This is a genomic window from Micromonospora sp. NPDC003241 (assembly GCF_053589795.1).
In genome coordinates this window covers 291,677-307,647 of sequence record NZ_JBSFSO010000002.1, presented here as the reverse complement: position 1 = coordinate 307,647, position 15,971 = coordinate 291,677, and the positions used below count along the sequence as shown (strand labels likewise).

The window sequence follows — 15,971 nt, the reverse complement described above, 5'->3', positions numbered from 1 at the left end:
CGACGGGACGATACGGCGCGGCTGCCCGGCGCGTCACGATGGCCCTGGGTCGCGCCGATCCGCCCCGACAAGGCATAGTTGCCGACGGCGTATTCGTACCGTGATGTTCCTTCGGCCGGCGCTCGCCGGTACGAGGAGGTCAGTCCGGAAGGCGGTGGACGTGTCAACACACCGACGAGCCTGGCAAAAGCGGGCCGGTGTGGTCGTAGCGCTGATTGTCGGTGCCTTACTCGCCGCCCCCGCCACACCCGCACTCGCCGCGAACCCGGACGTCCAGATCACCAACCTGCCGAACGGTAATCTCCAGGCCGGTCAGCAGACGTCGATGACGTTCCGCGTCAAGAACAACAACGAGCTGCCGACCCCGTTCAGCATTTCCGTCGGCACCTTCAACGGGCTGAGCTGCCAGGGTGACTGCAACATCCCCGCGCGCGTGATCGGTCCCAACGAAGAGGTGTCGATCACGGTCAACCTGGTCGCGGGCGACGTGGCGGCCGGCCAGGAGCGCTCCGGTCGGGTGCGGGTCTCCGCCCGGGCCGGCGGCGACCAGGGCGGCGACGAGCGCGACATGACGGTACGCGGGCCCAACCCCCCGCCCACCTCCCAGGCACCGCAGACCGTGCGGTCCATTGCGGGCAAGGTCGTGGCGCGGTCGGGTGACGCGGTGCCGAACGCGTACGTGCTGCTGGTGGACAGTGCCGGCCGTCAGCGGGACACCACCAGCGACGGCAACGGCAACTTCCGCTTCACCGGCAACAGCGGTAACCCGATCGCGCCCGGTCGGATCGACATCGGCGCGAGCAAGGACGACATCCGGGCCACGGTGAGCTTCACCGCCAACGCGGGCCAGCAGATCACCGGACGGCGGATCACCCTCGCCATCGAGTCCTCGGCCAGCCCGAGCGCCACCCCCTCGGAGACTGTGTCGGCGGAGCCGACCGAGGACCCGTTCGCGGACGACGCCACCGACGAGACGGACGCGCCGCCCGGCGACACTCCCGCCGCCCAGGCCCCGGCCGCCAACGAGAGCTCCGGCGGCTTCGGCAACTGGCTGCTGATCCTGCTCGGTGGTCTCTTCGTGGCCATCGGTGTCGGCACGATCGTGCTGCTCTGGATGAAGCGCAAGGAGAACGAGGACGCCGATCCCGACGGTGAGCCCGTCGGTGGGGCGCCGGCCGGTGCGGTTCCGGCAGCCCGAGGCTCGTTCGCCGGGGCGGACGACCAGACCCGGGTGGTGAACCGGGTGGGCTCCACCCCGGACCCGACCATGGTGGGCGGTCCCGGGCTGGCCAACGCGCCGACGATGATGCACCAGCCGGTGGTCGACGACGTCCCGCCGGACCCGTACGGTGCGCCTCCGCAGCCGTACGGCGCGGCGGGCGGGTCGGGACAGGCCTGGTCGGGCGGTTACGGCGACGAGCAGGGCGGCGGCTACGGCGGCGGCCCGGGCTACGGCAACGCCCCGTCCTCCGGCAGCGGATACGGCAACGCCCCCTCGTCGGGCGGTGGCTACGGCACCAGCCCGTCCTCGGGTGGCGGCTACGGCAGTCGTGACTACGGCGCGGGCGGCGGTGGGTCCGAGTACCCGCCGGCCGGTGGCGGTGGAGCCGGCTACGGCGAGCGGTTCGACGAGCCGACCGGGCGTTACCAGGGTGAGGACACCCGCTATCCGGCGCCCGCCGACCCGTACGCGACCGGTGTCTACCAGCCGGAGGGCGGCCAGGGCTACGGCCAGGGTGACCCGACCGGCGGCTACGGCCGGGGCGAGTCCGGCGGTGGCTACGGCCAGGGCGAGCCCGGCGGTTACGGCCAGGGCGGCGACGCCACCCGGGGCTACGGCCAGGGTGACCCGACCGGCGGCTACGGCCAGGGCGAACCCGGCGGTTACGGCCAGGGCGGCGACGCCACCCGGGGCTACGGCCAGGGTGACCCGACCGGCGGCTACGGCCAGGGCGAACCCGGTGGCTACGGCCAGGGCGGCGGCGATGCCACCCGAGGCTACGGTCGGGGCGAGCCGACCGGCGGCTATGGCCACGGCGCGGAGCCGACCGGCGGCTACAACGAGCCCGGAGGCTACGGCCAGGAGCCGCCGCAGCAGCGCGGTGGCTACGACAACTACAGCGAGCCCACCGGTTACGCCCCGGGCGGCTACGGCCAGGGCGGCGGTTACGGCCAGGAACCGCCGCAGCAGCGCGGTGGCTACGACAACGCCTACGAGCAGGGTGGCTACGGCCAGGGCGGGGGCTACGGCCAGGAACCGCCACGCCAGCGCGGTGGCTACGAGGACAGCTACGAGCAGCAGCAACAGCAGGGTGGCGGCTACTACGGCGACCCGGCGCAGACCGGTCGCGGTCGGCCGGACACCCCGGGGCAGGAGCGGGGCGGACGTCGACTGGACTGGATGGACGACTGATCCACACCCCGTACGCGTCGTCCTGACGCGCAAGCACCGACGACAGGAGCCACGGACCGGAAGGTTCGCGGCTCCTCGTCGTCAGTGGACACCGATCGCGGTGTCCGCTGTGACGTGACGGGACGCGGGTGACTTGACGGGACGCGGTCAGGCGGCGGAGAAGACGCCCTGTCGCAGCAGTGGGACCACATCGGAATCGCCGACCCGGACCGCGATCTCGACGTCGTCGGTGAAACCGGCCTCGATCAGCTCGCGGCCGGACACGCAGCCCCGGACCGCCGCAGGTACGTCCGGCGTGCTCGCCAGCGCGGCGAGCGCCATGGCCGCCTCCACCGAGAGGCCACCCGGCACTGCGGAGATGGCGTCCAGTACGCAGGCCGCGCCGAGCTGGTCCTCCACCGCCGGCCTCAGCGAACCGTCCGGCCACTGCTCTCCGGCGGCGACCACCCCGATCGGGTCGGTGGTCGAGCCGTACCCCTGGCGCAGCAGCCAGTTCCCGACGGCGCGGGCGTTACGCAGGTTGGCCGCCACCACCGGCAGACCGGTGGCGCTGGCGGCGGCGCTGATGGCCGACCCGTTCGGGGAGGGCAGCACCAACTCGGCGACGAACGGTGCCCGGCTCAGCGCGGCCGGCGACAGCGACCACGGATGTTGCGCGGTCTGTCGGCGACCGGTGGCGACCACCGCACCGATCCGCTGTGCGTAGTCGGCGGCCTGGGCGCCCCAGGGGAACGGGTGCACGCGCATCCCCCGCCCGACCGCCACCTCGACGGTGGTGGTGAACGACAACACGTCCACCACCACCAGTGCCGCGCAGACCCGGCCGAGTTCGGCAGCTCCCGCGAGGCCCCAGTCGAACCGGGCTCCCGATCCGGGTTGGGCGAAGACGGCCGAGGCCACCGCCTCAGCGCTCGTCGAACGCGGCAGGCTGCTCGGTGGCACCGGACTGCGGAGCCTCGGCCCCGGGTCCGTCGGCCGGAGCGTCCCCGGCCGTCGACGTCTCACCGGCAGCGGTCGCCCGGACCGGCGGCGTCGCCCGGTCGGCCGGACGCTCGGCCACCGTCGCGGTCTCGTCCTCGGTCTCGGCACCCGCCGTCGCCGGCTCCTCGGATGCGGCGACCGGACTGTCGGTCGCCGGCACCTCGTCCACCACCGGCACCTCGTCCACCACCGCCACCTCGTCCACCACGTCGGCGGTCTCCGACGTCGCGACGGCGGTCGGTGCCACCTCGGCGACAGGAGCCGCCTCGGCGGTCTCGGCGGTCGGGGCAACGTCGGCGGTCGGGGCGCCGTCGGCCTGGGCCGGCGTCTCGACGGCCTCCGGTGCGGTCATCTCGAACTGCTGCACGCCCCCGAAGATCTTCGGAAGGGTGCCGGTGTGCGCCTCGCGCAGCTCGTCCAGCTCGACCCGGAACTGGCCGTGCACCTCGAGCGCAGCGGCGGTGGAGTCGGTGACCCCGATCAGCTCCCACGGCACGCCGTGCTCGGCGCAGAGCGCGGTGAACGCCTTCTCGTGCCCGCGCGGCACCGAGACCAGCACCCGGCCGGCGGACTCGCTGAACAGGAAGACGAACGGCATCGAGCCGCCCTCGAACCGCTCCGGCACCGCGATCCGCGCGCCGACGTTGTGCCGAAGGCAGGACTCCACCAGGCTCTGCGCGAGACCGCCGTCGGAGAGGTCGTGCGCGGAGCTGAGGTGACCGACCCGGGCGGCGGCGGCCAGCAGCCCGGCGAGCTGCTTCTCCCGCGCCAGGTCGACCTGCGGGGGTACGCCGCCGAGGTGCTCGTGGGTGACCCAGGCCCATTCCGAGCCGGAGAGCTCCACGTGCGTCTCGCCGAGCAGGAAGAGCTGGTCGTGGTCGTTGTTGGTGCGCGCGACGAAGCCGGACGCCACCCGTTCGGCCACGTTCTCCAGCACGCCGAGCACGCCGACGACCGGAGTGGGGTGGATGGCCGCCGCACCGGTCTGGTTGTAGAAGCTGACGTTGCCGCCGGTCACCGGGATGCCCAGCTCGGCGCAACCGTCCGCCAGGCCGCGCACGGCCTCGGCGAACTGCCACATCACGCCCGGGTCCTCCGGCGAGCCGAAGTTCAGGCAGTCGGTGACCGCGATCGGCGTCGCACCGGTGACCGCGACGTTGCGGAACGCCTCCGCCAGCGCCAGCTTGGCACCGTGGTACGGGTCGAGCCGGGCGTACCGGCCGTTGCCGTCCACCGAGAGCGCCACGCCCAGGCCGGTCCGCTCGTCGATCCGGATCACGCCCGAGTCCTCCGGCTGGGCGAGCACGGTGTTGCCCAGCACGTACCGGTCGTACTGCTCGGTGACCCAGGTCTTGTCGGCCAGGTTCGGCGAGGCGATCATGCGCAGCAGGGTCTCGCGCAGCGCGTCCGGGTCGGTCGGCCGGGGCAGCGTCTCGGCCCGGTCGGCCTGGAGCAGGATCAGGTCCGCCGGCTCCCGCATCGGGCGGGCGTAGACCGGGCCGTCGTCCACCAGCGAACCCGGCGGCACGTCGACCACCAGGTGGTCCCGCCAGGTGATCAGCAGGCGGCCGGGCTGGCCGTCCGGCTGCGGTGCGGTGACCTCGCCGATGGCGGTGGCCAGCACGCCCCACTTCTCGCAGGTCTTGAGCACCGCGTCGAGCTTGTCCGGCTCGACGACCAGGAGCATCCGCTCCTGCGACTCGCTGGCCAGGATCTCGTGCGGCTCCATCGACGGCTCACGCAGCGGCACCCGCTCCAGCCAGACCCGCATGCCGGTGCCGGCCGCCGCGGCGGTCTCGGTGAGCGCGCAGGTCAGCCCGGCACCGCCGAGGTCCTGGATGCCGGCGACGAGCTGGGCGTCGTACAGCTCCAGGCACGCCTCGATCAGCAGCTTCTCGATGAACGGGTCACCGACCTGCACCGACGGGCGACGCTTCTCACTGCCCTCGCTGAAGGTGGCGCTGGCCAGAACGGAGACACCGCCGATGCCGTCCCGGCCGGTCTTGGCGCCCATCAGCACCACGACGTTGCCGGGGCCGACGGCGGCCTTGTTCTGCAGGCGGCTGACCGGCAGGACGCCGAGGCAGAGCGCGTTGACCAGCGGGTTGCCCTGGTAGCAGGGGTCGAAGACCACCTCACCGCCGATGTTGGGCAGGCCGAGGCAGTTGCCGTATCCGCCGACGCCGGCCACCACGCCGGGCAGCACCCGGGCGGTGTCGGGATGGTCGGCGGCACCGAAGCGCAGCGGGTCCATCACCGCCACCGGGCGGGCGCCCATGGCCAGGATGTCGCGGACGATGCCACCGACGCCGGTGGCGGCACCCTGGTACGGCTCGACGAAGCTCGGGTGGTTGTGCGACTCGACCTTGAAGGTCACCGCCAGCTCGTCGGAGATCTGCACCACACCGGCGTTCTCACCGATGCCGGCCAGCAGCCGGTCGCTGGGCGGAGCCTTCTCGCCGAACTGCCGCAGGTGGACCTTGCTCGACTTGTAGGAGCAGTGCTCGCTCCACATGATCGAGTACATCGCCAGCTCGGACTGGGTCGGCCGGCGGCCCAGAATGTGCCGGATGCGGTCGTACTCGTCGTCGCGGAGACCCAGCTCGGCGTACGGCTGAAGCTCGTCCGGGCTGCCGTCGGCGGCCGGGACGGTGTCCACCCCGCCGGTCCAGTCGGTGGCCTCCTGCGCGGCGGCGTGCCGGGGCACGGCGGCCGAGGGCGCGGCGGCAGCCGGGGTCGGCTGGACCGGCGCGGCCGGGAATGCCTCCGGGGTCTCCCGTACCGGGTCCGGATGCGTGGTCATGACATCTCCTCGTTGCGCTCGCCGCCGGGGAGGCGGGTGAGCTGACCGTTGATCCCGCAGCCGACGGTCACGCCGGCGTCCCCACCAGGTGCTTGAGCACCGAGGTGAAGAAGCCGAGGCCGTCGAGGGAGGGGCCGGTGAGCGCCTCCACCGCGTGCTCGGGATGCGGCATGATGCCGACCACGTTGCCGGCGGGGTTGGTGATCGCGGCGATGTCGCGCTGCGACCCGTTCGGGTTGCCGCCGAGGTACCGGGCGACGACCCGGCCTTCGGCCTCCAGCGCGTCCAGCGTCGCCGGGTCGGCGACGTAGCAACCCTCGCCGTTCTTGACCGGGATCAGCACCTCCTGGCCGGGCTGGAATGCGTTCGTCCAGGCCGTGCCGGTCGTCTCGATCCGCAGGACCTGGTCCCGGTTGCGGAAGTGCAGGTGCTGGTTGCGGGTGAGCGCGCCGGGCAGCAGGTGCGCCTCGCAGAGGATCTGAAAGCCGTTGCAGATGCCGAGCACCGGCAGGCCACCGGCCGCCGCGTCGATGATCTTCTCCATCACCGGTGCGAACCGGGCGATGGCACCGCACCGCAGGTAGTCACCGTAGGAGAAGCCGCCGGGCAGGACGACCGCGTCCACCCCGTGCAGCTCCGCGTCCCCGTGCCAGAGGCGGACCGGCTCCGCGCCGGCGATCCGGACGGCCCGGGCCGCGTCCCCGTCGTCGAGCGAGCCGGGGAACGTCACCACACCGACCCGGGCGGTCACGAGCGGGCGTCCGCGGCTTCGTCGGCCTCGACCAGGTGGACGGTGAAGTCCTCGATGACCGGGTTGGCGAGCAACTTGTCGGCGATCTCCCGGGCCCGGTCCAGGTCCGGTTCACCGGTGAAGTCGATCTCGATCCGCCTGCCGATCCGTACCGAGGCGACGTCGTTGACGCCGAGCCGGGGCAGCGCGTTTGCGACGGCCTGGCCCTGAGGATCGAGGATCTCGGGCTTGAGCATGACGTCGACGACGACGCGAGGCACTGGGCACTCCTGACTGTGTACGCAGTTGGGTGCCGACCCACAACGGGCGAGCGCAGCCAGCCTACCTGGCAGATACGGCGCCAGACGCACCGGCCGGACGCGGTCCGGGCGGTGTCCGACCGTACCCGCGTGGGGCCTTCCGGACCGATACGGGTTCGTTGCAGTCTCGATACTGGTTCGTTGCCGGGTGGCCCGGTCCGGGCAGGTTTCACCCCTCCTCGGGCGAGGACCGGGCACCGATCGGCCCGTCCCGGCACCTGTCCTCCTCGACGTCGGGGAACCCGACTGTTACATCCGATTGTTTCGATGAACCTCTTGTGAAACACCTCACCAGGCCCTACGGTACATCGTCAGACGTCGATTCATGGACGTCGCGGTGGCGGTTCACCCCTCCCGCCAGCGCAGATCGACTCGGTCAACCCGGGTCGCCAAACCCCGAAGGAGCCCTACCGATGCGCATCCGATCCCTGATCGTGGCCTTCGCCACAGCCATGGTTGGCGTCGTCGGCGCCAGCTCCGGCGCCGTCGCCTCCCCCGTCAGCCCGTACATCATCGGCGGCAGCACCGTCTCCTCGGCGCCGTGGGCGGCAGCGGTGCTCAGCAACGGCTCGTTCACCTGCTCCGGCACGATCATCGCGCCGCAGTGGGTGCTCACCGCCCAGCACTGCATCGGCAGCAACATGTCCGTCCGCGTGGGCAGCGTGAACCGCTCCTCCGGCGGCGTCACCCGCACGGTCAGCGCCACCTACGGCCGCTACGACCTGGCCCTGATGCGGCTCTCCAGCGCGGTGAGCACCAGCTACGTCACGCTGGCCAACAGCAACCCGCCGGTCAACTCCACCAACTCGATCTTCGGCTGGGGCATGACCTGCTACAGCGGCTGCTCGGCTTCCACCCAGCTCAAGACCGCGTCGGTCCGGGTGACCAGCACCAACGTCTCCGACGCGTACGGCGGGCAGGCGATCCGGAGCACCCGGGTCAACGGCAACGCCTGGCGGGGCGACTCGGGCGGCCCGCAGTTCTACAACGGCGCGCAGGTCGGGGTCGCCTCGACGGCCGACGGCGTGAACATCCAGAACTACGGCAGTGTCGCGTTCAACCGTGCCTGGATCACCTCGGTGGCCGGTGTCTGACGGTTAGCGCCCGGTCGGCGCGGATGGTGGGCTACGCGCCCGCCGTCCGCGCCGCGTCGTTTTGCAGCATCCGACCAGGTGAACAACCCTCACGTTGGCGACCCGCATCGACTGCCAGCATCAGAAACGTGCTGGTCGTGACGACGGACCAACTTCCCGGCTACGAGATCCGCCAGATTCTCGGCGAGGTGGTCTCCTCCATGGCCAGGACCCGCAACCCCTATCGCGAGGGGGTGAAGAACCTGCGCGGTGGCGCGTACGACCCGTCGGCCCCGGACAACCTCACCCGCTGGCGTACCGACTCGGTGGCGCGGCTCGGTGAGGAGGCCCGGCGGCTCGGCGCGAACGCGGTCGTGGGGATGCGGTTCGACAGCCGGGACTGCGGCGAGATGTGGATGGAGATCTGCGCCTACGGCACCGCCGTGATCGTGGCACCGAAGGTGCCCGACGTGATGCCGCCGGACCAGCCCCTCGTGGCGGCCGAGACCGCTCAGGACCCGTCCTTCGCCCAGTCCCCGGGCGGCATCGCCGAACCCGCGAGCGCCCCCAACCTCAGCTCCGCCGCCGAAACCCCCACCCGCGACTAACCCACCCCACCCACCCCACACCAACCCCCCCAACCCCCCACCCCTCCCCACCCCGCCCCGCCCGCTGGCGTTGATCAAGGAGTTTTGGCCCTCTGGAGGCTCCCCGGTGACCAAAACTTCTTGATCAACGCGACGTGGGGGGTGTGGGGGGTTAGAGGATTGGTGGGGGGGTGTAGGTGGCGGCGTGGGGGTGGGACTGGACGATCTTGGAGATGCGGGTGGTCACCGCCTGGATCTGGGCCGGGGCGGCGCCGACGAAGGCGGCCCGGTCGGCGACCAGGGCGTCGATCTCGGCGCGGGTGAGGCCCAGCCGGGGGTCGGCGGCCAGCCGGTCGAAGAGATCGTTCTCGGCGGCACCCTGCTCACGCATGGCCAGCGCCACGGCCACCGCGTGCTCCTTGATCGCCTCGTGGGCGGTCTCCCGGCCCACGCCCCGGCGCACCGCCGCCACCAGGATCTTGGTGGTGGCCAGGAACGGGAGGAACCGCTCCAACTCCCGGTTGATCACCGCCGGGTACGCGCCGAACTCGTCGAGCACGGTGAGGAACGTCTGGAACAGCCCGTCGGCGGCGAAGAAGGCGTCCGGCAGGGCCACCCGGCGGACCACCGAGCAGGAGACGTCCCCCTCGTTCCACTGGTCGCCGGCCAGCTCGCCGACCATCGACAGGTACCCCCGGATGATCACGGCGAAGCCGTTGACCCGCTCCGACGAGCGGGTGTTCATCTTGTGCGGCATCGCGCTGGAACCGACCTGACCGGGCTTGAAGCCCTCGGTGGCCAACTCCTGTCCGACCATCAGCCGAATCGTGGTGGCCAGCGAGGACGGTGCCGCGGCCACCTGCGCCAGCGCAGCGATCACGGCCATGTCGATCGAGCGGGGGTAGACCTGCCCGACGCTGTCCAGCACCCGCTGGAAGCCGAGGTGCTCGGCGACCCGCCGCTCCAGCTCGGCCACCTTCTCGGCGTCGCCGTCGAAGAGGTCCAACTGGTCGGCGGCGGTACCCACCGGCCCCTTGATCCCGCGCAGCGGGTACCAGGAGATCAGATCCTCCAGCCGCTCGTACGCGATGATCAGTTCCTCGGCGGCCGACGCGAAGCGCTTGCCCAGCGTGGTGGCCTGCGCCGCGACGTTGTGCGAACGCCCGGCCATCACCACGTCCGCGTACTCGTGGGCGTGCCAGGCCAACCGGGCCAGCGTCGCCACCACCCGGTCCCGGATCAGCTCCAACGAGCGGCGCACCTGGAGTTGCTCGACGTTCTCGGTGAGGTCCCGCGAGGTCATCCCCTTGTGCACGTGCTCGTGCCCGGCGAGCGCGCTGAACTCCTCGATGCGGGCCTTCACGTCGTGCCGGGTGACCCGCTCCCGGGCCGCGATCGAGTCCAGGTCGACGTCGTCGAGCACCCGCTCGTACGCCTCGACCACCCCGTCGGGCACCGGCACACCGAGATCCCGCTGGGCCTGGAGCACGGCCAGCCAGAGGCGCCGCTCCAGCCGGATCTTCTCCTCCGGCGACCAGAGGGCGACCAGCTCGGGCGAGGCGTACCGGTTGGCGAGCACGTTCGGGATCGTCGTCACCCCGCCATTCTCCCGATGCCGCCGCCGCCCGCCCCGACCGGGTACGGCCGACGACCCGGAGGTCAGCGTTCCAGGATCGCGGTCACGCCCTGGCCGCCGGCCGCGCAGATCGAGATGAGCCCCCGGCCACTGCCCTTGGCGGCGAGGAGCTTGGCCAGCGTGGCGACGATCCGGCCGCCGGTGGCCGCGAACGGGTGCCCGGCGGCCAGCGAGGAGCCGTGCACGTTGAGCTTGTCGGTGTCGATGGCGCCGAGCGGGGCGTCCAGGCCGAGGCGGTCCTTGCAGAACTCCGGCGACTCCCAGGCGGCCAGGGTGGCCAGCACCTGTGAGGCGAACGCCTCGTGGATCTCGTAGTAGTCAAAGTCCTGAAGGGTGAGCCCGGCCCGGGCCAGCATCCGGGGCACCGCGTACGCGGGAGCCATCAGCAGTCCCTCGTCGCCGTGCACGAAGTCCACCGCCGCCGTCTCCGACCAGGTGAACCAGGCCAGTACCGGCAGGTGGTGTGCGGTCGCCCACTCCTCGCTGGCCAGCAGCACGGTGGAGGCGCCGTCGGTGAGCGGCGAGGAGTTGCCGGCGGTCATGGTGGCCCGCTCGGCGTCCGGGCCCTTGGCGCCGAAGACCGGCCGCAGCGTGCCGAGCTTCTCCAGCGTGGTGTCCGGGCGGAGATTCGCGTCGCGGGTGAGCCCCAGGTAGGGGGTCATCAGGTCGTCGAAGAACCCCTGGTCGTACGCGGCGGCGAGCCGCTGGTGCGAGCGCAGCGCGAGGGCGTCCTGGGCCTGCCGGTCGACGTTCCAGCGCAGCGCGGTCTGTGCGGCGTGCTCGCCCATGGACAGCCCGGTACGCGGTTCCGCGTTGCGCGGGACCTCCGGCTTGAAGGGCTGGGCCGGGCGCAGCTTGGCGGCGATCCGCAGCCGCTCGCCCAGCGTCCGGGCCGAGTTGAGCCGGAGCAGGGTGCGGCGCATGTCCTCGTTGACCGCGAGCGGGGCGTCGGAGGTGGTGTCGACCCCGCCGGCGATGCCGACGTCGAGCTGGCCGAGGGCGATCTTGTTGGCGACCAGGATCGCGGCCTCCAGGCCGGTGCCGCAGGCCTGCTGGATGTCGTACGCGGGGGTGCGCGGGTCGAGCTTCGAGCCGAGCACCACCTCGCGGGTGAGGTTGAAGTCCTTGGCGTGCTTGAGCACGGCTCCGGCGACCACCTCGCCGACGCGCTGCCCGGCCAGGCCGAACCGGGCGACCAGCCCGTCCAGGGCGGCGCCGAGCATGTCCGCGTTCGAGGCGTCGGCGTACCGCGAGTTGGAGCGGGCGAAGGGGATCCGGTTGCCGCCGATGACCGCGACCCGTCGAACCTTCTGCACGATCCGCCTCCTCAGGAGTGTTACCGCACCTTACCCGCCAGTAGGCTACGCCTATGACCGACAGGTACGCGAGTTTTGTCCAGTCGGGCGCCGGCCGGGCGCTGGTCAAGCGTCTCGGGCTGCCCGATCCGCCACGACTTCGCCGACACGCGCCGGGAGAGCCGATCCTCCCCGGGCCGGTCCTGCTCGGCACCTCCACCGGGGGCCGGCTCGCCGAGCCGGTCCGCACGATCCTGGCCGCCGCCGGGCTCGCCCTGCGCGACCCGGCCACCGCCACGCCGGATCCCACCTCCGGCCGTACGCCGACCAGCTCCGCCCTGGTCTACGACGCCACCGGCATCACCGACTCGACCGGGCTGCGGCAACTGCACGACTTCTTCCACCCGCAGGCGCGGGCGGTGCAGCCCAGCGGCCGGGTGATCGTGCTGGGCACCCCGCCCGCCGAGTGCGACACGCCGCGCGAGGCGACCGCCCAGCGGGCCCTGGAGGGGCTGACCCGCAGCATCGGCAAGGAGTTCGGCCGAGGCATCACCGCGCAACTGGTCCACGTCACGCGGGAGGCCGACGAGAGCACCTGGACCAGCCTGGAGGCGACCCTGCGGTTCCTGCTCTCCGGCCGTTCGGCGTACGTGTCGGGGCAGGTGATCCGGGTCGGTGCCGGGCGGGCGAGCGCACCGGTGGACTGGGATCGCCCACTGGACGGGCAGGTGGTGCTGGTCACCGGCGCGGCCCGGGGCATCGGCGCGGCACTGGCCCGGGTGCTGGCCCGGGACGGGGCGACGGTGGTGGCCCTGGACGTGCCGGCCGCCGGGGACGCGCTGGCCGGCGTCGCCAACGAGATCGGCGGCAGCGCCGTACAACTCGACCTGACCGCCGCCGACGCACCGGCCCGGCTCGCCGATCACCTGGCCGAGCGGCACGGTCGGGTGGACGTGGTGGTGCACAACGCCGGCATCACCCGGGACAAGACCCTGGGCCGGATGGACGCCGACCGCTGGGACCAGGTCATCGACGTCAACCTGTCCAGCCAGGAACGCATCAACGACGTACTGCTGGACCGGGGCCTGATCCCGGACGGCGGGCGGATCGTCGGCGTCTCCTCGATCGCCGGGATCGCCGGCAACCGGGGCCAGACCAACTACGCCACCAGCAAGGCCGGCGTGATCGGGCTGGTCGACGCCCTGGCTCCGGCGCTGCGCGACCGGGGGATCAGCGTGAACGCCGTCGCGCCCGGCTTCATCGAGACCCGGCTGACCGCCCGGATCCCGCTGGTGCTGCGCGAGGCGGGTCGCCGGATGAACAGCCTCTCCCAGGGCGGGTTGCCGGTGGACGTCGCGGAGACCATCGGCTGGCTGGCCTGGCCCGCTTCCGGCGCGGTCAGCGGCAACGTGGTCCGGGTCTGCGGCCAGAGCCTGCTGGGGGCGTGATGGCCACGCAACGGGAGCGGGTGACGCTGTCCGCGCTGCCGACGGCCGGGCCGTTGTACCGGCGGGCCCTGCTGGGCGCGGTGCCGGGGCGCGGCGGGCGGCGGACGGACGAGGTGCCGGCCGTGGAACTGGCCGTCGACCAGGTGGCCGTGGACCCGGCCCGGCTGGCCGACTACGACCGGGTCTGCGGGTTCCGGCTCGCCGACCGGCTGCCGGCGACCTTCCCGCACGTGGTGGGCTTCCCGCTGGCGCTGCGCCTGATCACGGCGCCGGACTTCCCGATCCCGCTGACCGGGGTGGTGCACGTGGCCAACCGGATCACCGTGCACCGGCCGGTCACCGTGGCCGACCGGCTGGACTTCACCACGTGGGCGGAGAACCTGCGCCCGCACGACCGGGGGCGGCAGGTCGACGTGGTCCTCGTCGGCTCGGTTGACGGGGAGGAGGTCTGGCGCGGCGTCTCGACGTACCTGGGGCGGCAGCGCACCCCGGGCGGTGGCGAGCGGCGCGACCGGGGTGAGCGGCCCGCGCCGCCGGCCGCGTCCGCGCGCTGGCGGGTCGACCCCCGGGTGGGTACGGACTACGCGCGCGTCTCCGGCGACCACAACCCGATCCACACCTCCCGGCTGGGCGCGCGGCTGTTCGGCTTCCCTCGGCCGATCGCGCACGGCATGTGGAGCAAGGCGCGCTGCCTGGCGGCGCTGGAGAACCGGCTGCCCGAGGCGTACACGGTCGACGTCGCGTTCAAGCTGCCGGTGCCGTTGCCGAGCACGGTGGCGTTCAGCGCCACGGCGGCCCAGGCGGGGTGGGAGATCGCCCTGCACGACCAGCGAGGTCGTCCGCACCTGACAGGCACGATCCGCTGAGGTGAGGGTCGGGCACTTGCCCGGCCCTCCTTTTCGCGCTAAGTTGTTCTCACATAGAGATGTTCTCAGAGTGAGAGTGACTGAGCGTGAACGAGCAGGACTTCCTCGCCTCCTACGACCCACGCGCCTACCCGGCCGTCGCGGTCACCGCCGACGTGGTCGCGCTGACCATCCGGGACGACGCGCTGCACCTGCTGCTGATCCGCCGCGCCGAGCCGCCGTACGCCGGGCACTGGGCGCTGCCCGGCGGCTTCGTCCGCCCCGACGAGGACCCGGCCACCGCCGCCCGCCGGGAGCTGGCCGAGGAGACCGGGCTCGGCGGGGAGCGACTTCGGCGCGTACACGTCGAGCAGCTCGCCAGCTACGGCGTGCCCGAGCGCGACCCCCGGATGCGAGTCGTCTCCATCGCCCACCTCGCCTTCGCCCCCGACCTGCCGGACGCCGCCGCCGGCAGCGACGCCGACGAGGCCGACTGGGTGCCGGTCACCGAGCTGCCCGGCCGCGAGCTCGCCTTCGACCACCGCCGGATCGTCGACGACGGGCTGGAGCGGGCCCGCTCCAAGCTGGAGTACACCCCGCTGGCCACCCGCTTCCTCGCCCCCGAGTTCACCATCGGCGAGCTGCGCGCCGTCTACGAGACGGTCTGGGGTCACCCGCTGCACGCCGGCAACTTCCACCGCAAGGTGCTCTCGGTGCCCGGCTTCGTGGAGAGCACCGGCGCCAACACCGAGCGCGGCGGCAGCCGGGGCGGCCCACGCGCCCGGCTCTACCGGGCCGGTGACGCCCGGCTGCTGCACCCGGCGCTGCTGCGGCCCGCCCGGGAGGAGACGGTGCGATGAGGACCGACGAGGCGATCCGCCTGGTCACCGCCGCCCGCGACGACCACGACCTGTTCGGCGCCGACGCGCCGGAACGCCGCTACCGCGAGCTGGTCACCGCCCTGCACCCCGACCGGCTGGACCGGGTCGCCCCGGGCGTACGCGCCGACGCCACCGACGCGTTCGTCCGGGTAACCACCCGCTGGCGCGCCCGCCGGGTGACCGTGCTGCACGGCTACCGCTGCGGCACACCGGCGTACTCGGGGGACCTCGCCGACCTCTACGACGTGGGCGGGGACCGGCTGCTCAAGCTGCCCCGCGAGGCCAGCGACAACGACCTGATGATCCGCGAGCAGCGCGCGTTGCGCCGACTCGCCGAGCACGGCGACCCGCGCTGGCTGCCGTACGTGCCCCGGCTGGTCGACACGTTCGCGCACCAGGATCCGGCCACCGGGGCGGAACGCCAGGTCACCGTGCTCGCCACCGCACCCGGCCTGCGCAGCCTGGTCGACGTGCGGCGGGCGTACCCGGACGGGCTGGACGCCCGCGACGTGGCCTGGATGTGGCGTCGGCTGCTGGTCGCGCTCGGCCTGGCCCACCGGGCCGGTGTGGTGCACGGCGCGGTGCTGCCGCCGCACGTGCTGATCGAGCCGGACGCGCACGGCGTGGTGCTGGTCGACTGGTGCTTCGCCACCGAGCCCGGCGGCGTCGTGCCCGCGTTGGTCCCCGACCACCAGGAGTGGTATCCGGCCGAGGTCACCGCGCGTCGGCCCAGCGGGCCGGGCACCGACATCGACATGGCCACCCGGTGCATGACCTGGCTGATGGGCCACCGGGCCCCGGACGAACTGCTCGCCTTCGCGGCGGGCTGTCGGCAGCGGTCGCTGTCGAGCCGCCCCGACGACGCCTGGCGACTGCTCGGCGAATTCGACGAGGTGCTGCACCGGCTCTACGGGCCGCGCACCTTCCGACCCTTCACCCTCACCCCCTAAGGAGGCTGC

Annotated in this window: 13 protein-coding genes; 7 read left to right on the top strand and 6 right to left on the bottom strand. The window is 72.7% G+C overall.

Features of this window, described 5'->3' with window-relative positions; translation table 11 throughout:
- Positions 1–199: 199 nt before the first annotated feature.
- Positions 200–2,413, top strand: a complete 2,214-nt coding sequence (locus ACWDVW_RS03190) for a carboxypeptidase-like regulatory domain-containing protein (protein WP_449944110.1) — start codon at positions 200–202, stop codon at positions 2,411–2,413.
- 147 nt (positions 2,414–2,560) lie between these two features.
- On the opposite strand, the gene ACWDVW_RS03185 is transcribed toward ACWDVW_RS03190, so the two are convergent.
- The 4 genes from ACWDVW_RS03185 to purS form a co-directional block, all read right to left on the bottom strand.
- Positions 2,561–3,313, bottom strand: coding sequence for a 2-phosphosulfolactate phosphatase (locus tag ACWDVW_RS03185; RefSeq protein ID WP_449944213.1), 753 nt, complete (start codon positions 3,311–3,313; stop codon positions 2,561–2,563).
- Between the two features lie 4 nt (positions 3,314–3,317).
- Positions 3,318–6,197, bottom strand: a complete 2,880-nt coding sequence (gene purL, locus ACWDVW_RS03180) for a phosphoribosylformylglycinamidine synthase subunit PurL (RefSeq protein WP_449944107.1) — start codon at positions 6,195–6,197, stop codon at positions 3,318–3,320.
- A gap of 67 nt (positions 6,198–6,264) precedes the next feature.
- Positions 6,265–6,948, bottom strand: a complete 684-nt coding sequence (purQ, locus tag ACWDVW_RS03175) for a phosphoribosylformylglycinamidine synthase subunit PurQ (RefSeq protein WP_449944104.1) — start codon at positions 6,946–6,948, stop codon at positions 6,265–6,267.
- Complete coding sequence (gene purS, locus ACWDVW_RS03170) at positions 6,945–7,208, bottom strand: phosphoribosylformylglycinamidine synthase subunit PurS (RefSeq protein WP_131051412.1); 264 nt, start codon at positions 7,206–7,208, stop codon at positions 6,945–6,947. Before purS ends, purQ begins: the two co-directional genes overlap by 4 nt.
- A gap of 452 nt (positions 7,209–7,660) precedes the next feature.
- On the opposite strand from purS, the gene ACWDVW_RS03165 reads away from it, so the two are divergent.
- Together ACWDVW_RS03165 and ACWDVW_RS03160 are read left to right on the top strand one after the other, a co-directional pair.
- Positions 7,661–8,341 carry a S1 family peptidase gene (locus tag ACWDVW_RS03165; protein WP_449944100.1) on the top strand — a complete coding sequence of 227 codons (681 nt, stop codon included), beginning with the start codon at positions 7,661–7,663 and terminating at the stop codon, positions 8,339–8,341.
- Positions 8,342–8,364: 23 nt separating this feature from the next.
- Positions 8,365–8,928 (top strand): YbjQ family protein, encoded by a 564-nt coding sequence (locus ACWDVW_RS03160; RefSeq protein ID WP_449944098.1) that lies wholly within the window; start codon positions 8,365–8,367, stop codon positions 8,926–8,928.
- Positions 8,929–9,079: 151 nt separating this feature from the next.
- On the opposite strand, the gene purB is transcribed toward ACWDVW_RS03160, so the two are convergent.
- Together purB and ACWDVW_RS03150 are read right to left on the bottom strand one after the other, a co-directional pair.
- On the bottom strand, positions 9,080–10,504 hold the full coding sequence (gene purB, locus ACWDVW_RS03155; RefSeq protein WP_449944095.1) for an adenylosuccinate lyase: 1,425 nt from the start codon (positions 10,502–10,504) through the stop codon (positions 9,080–9,082).
- A 62-nt stretch (positions 10,505–10,566) separates the two neighbouring features.
- Positions 10,567–11,859: an acetyl-CoA C-acetyltransferase gene (locus tag ACWDVW_RS03150; RefSeq protein WP_449944092.1), complete on the bottom strand. Its 1,293-nt coding sequence runs from the start codon at positions 11,857–11,859 to the stop codon at positions 10,567–10,569.
- A 53-nt stretch (positions 11,860–11,912) separates the two neighbouring features.
- Here ACWDVW_RS03150 and ACWDVW_RS03145 point away from each other — a divergent pair, with 53 nt between their 5' ends.
- The 4 genes from ACWDVW_RS03145 to ACWDVW_RS03130 all read left to right on the top strand — a co-directional run bounded on the left by ACWDVW_RS03145 (position 11,913) and on the right by ACWDVW_RS03130 (position 15,962).
- Positions 11,913–13,286, top strand: a complete 1,374-nt coding sequence (locus ACWDVW_RS03145) for a 3-oxoacyl-ACP reductase (RefSeq protein ID WP_449944089.1) — start codon at positions 11,913–11,915, stop codon at positions 13,284–13,286.
- Positions 13,286–14,152, top strand: coding sequence for a MaoC/PaaZ C-terminal domain-containing protein (locus tag ACWDVW_RS03140; RefSeq protein WP_449944086.1), 867 nt, complete (start codon positions 13,286–13,288; stop codon positions 14,150–14,152). Before ACWDVW_RS03145 ends, ACWDVW_RS03140 begins: the two co-directional genes overlap by 1 nt.
- Positions 14,153–14,232: 80 nt before the next feature.
- On the top strand, positions 14,233–14,991 hold the full coding sequence (locus ACWDVW_RS03135; protein WP_449944210.1) for an NUDIX hydrolase: 759 nt from the start codon (positions 14,233–14,235) through the stop codon (positions 14,989–14,991).
- Complete coding sequence (locus tag ACWDVW_RS03130) at positions 14,988–15,962, top strand: serine/threonine protein kinase (protein WP_449944083.1); 975 nt, start codon at positions 14,988–14,990, stop codon at positions 15,960–15,962. Before ACWDVW_RS03135 ends, ACWDVW_RS03130 begins: the two co-directional genes overlap by 4 nt.
- The last annotated feature ends 9 nt before the right edge of the window (positions 15,963–15,971 follow it).

Coding starts and splice junctions, on each gene's coding strand:
- ACWDVW_RS03160 (WP_449944098.1), top strand. CDS start 8,365: ATGGTGGGCTACGCGCCCGCCGTCCGCGCCGCGTCGTTTTGCAGCATC.
- ACWDVW_RS03145 (WP_449944089.1), top strand. CDS start 11,913: ATGACCGACAGGTACGCGAGTTTTGTCCAGTCGGGCGCCGGCCGGGCG.
- ACWDVW_RS03130 (WP_449944083.1), top strand. CDS start 14,988: ATGAGGACCGACGAGGCGATCCGCCTGGTCACCGCCGCCCGCGACGAC.
- ACWDVW_RS03140 (WP_449944086.1), top strand. CDS start 13,286: ATGGCCACGCAACGGGAGCGGGTGACGCTGTCCGCGCTGCCGACGGCC.
- ACWDVW_RS03165 (WP_449944100.1), top strand. CDS start 7,661: ATGCGCATCCGATCCCTGATCGTGGCCTTCGCCACAGCCATGGTTGGC.
- purL (WP_449944107.1), bottom strand. CDS start 6,197: ATGACCACGCATCCGGACCCGGTACGGGAGACCCCGGAGGCATTCCCG.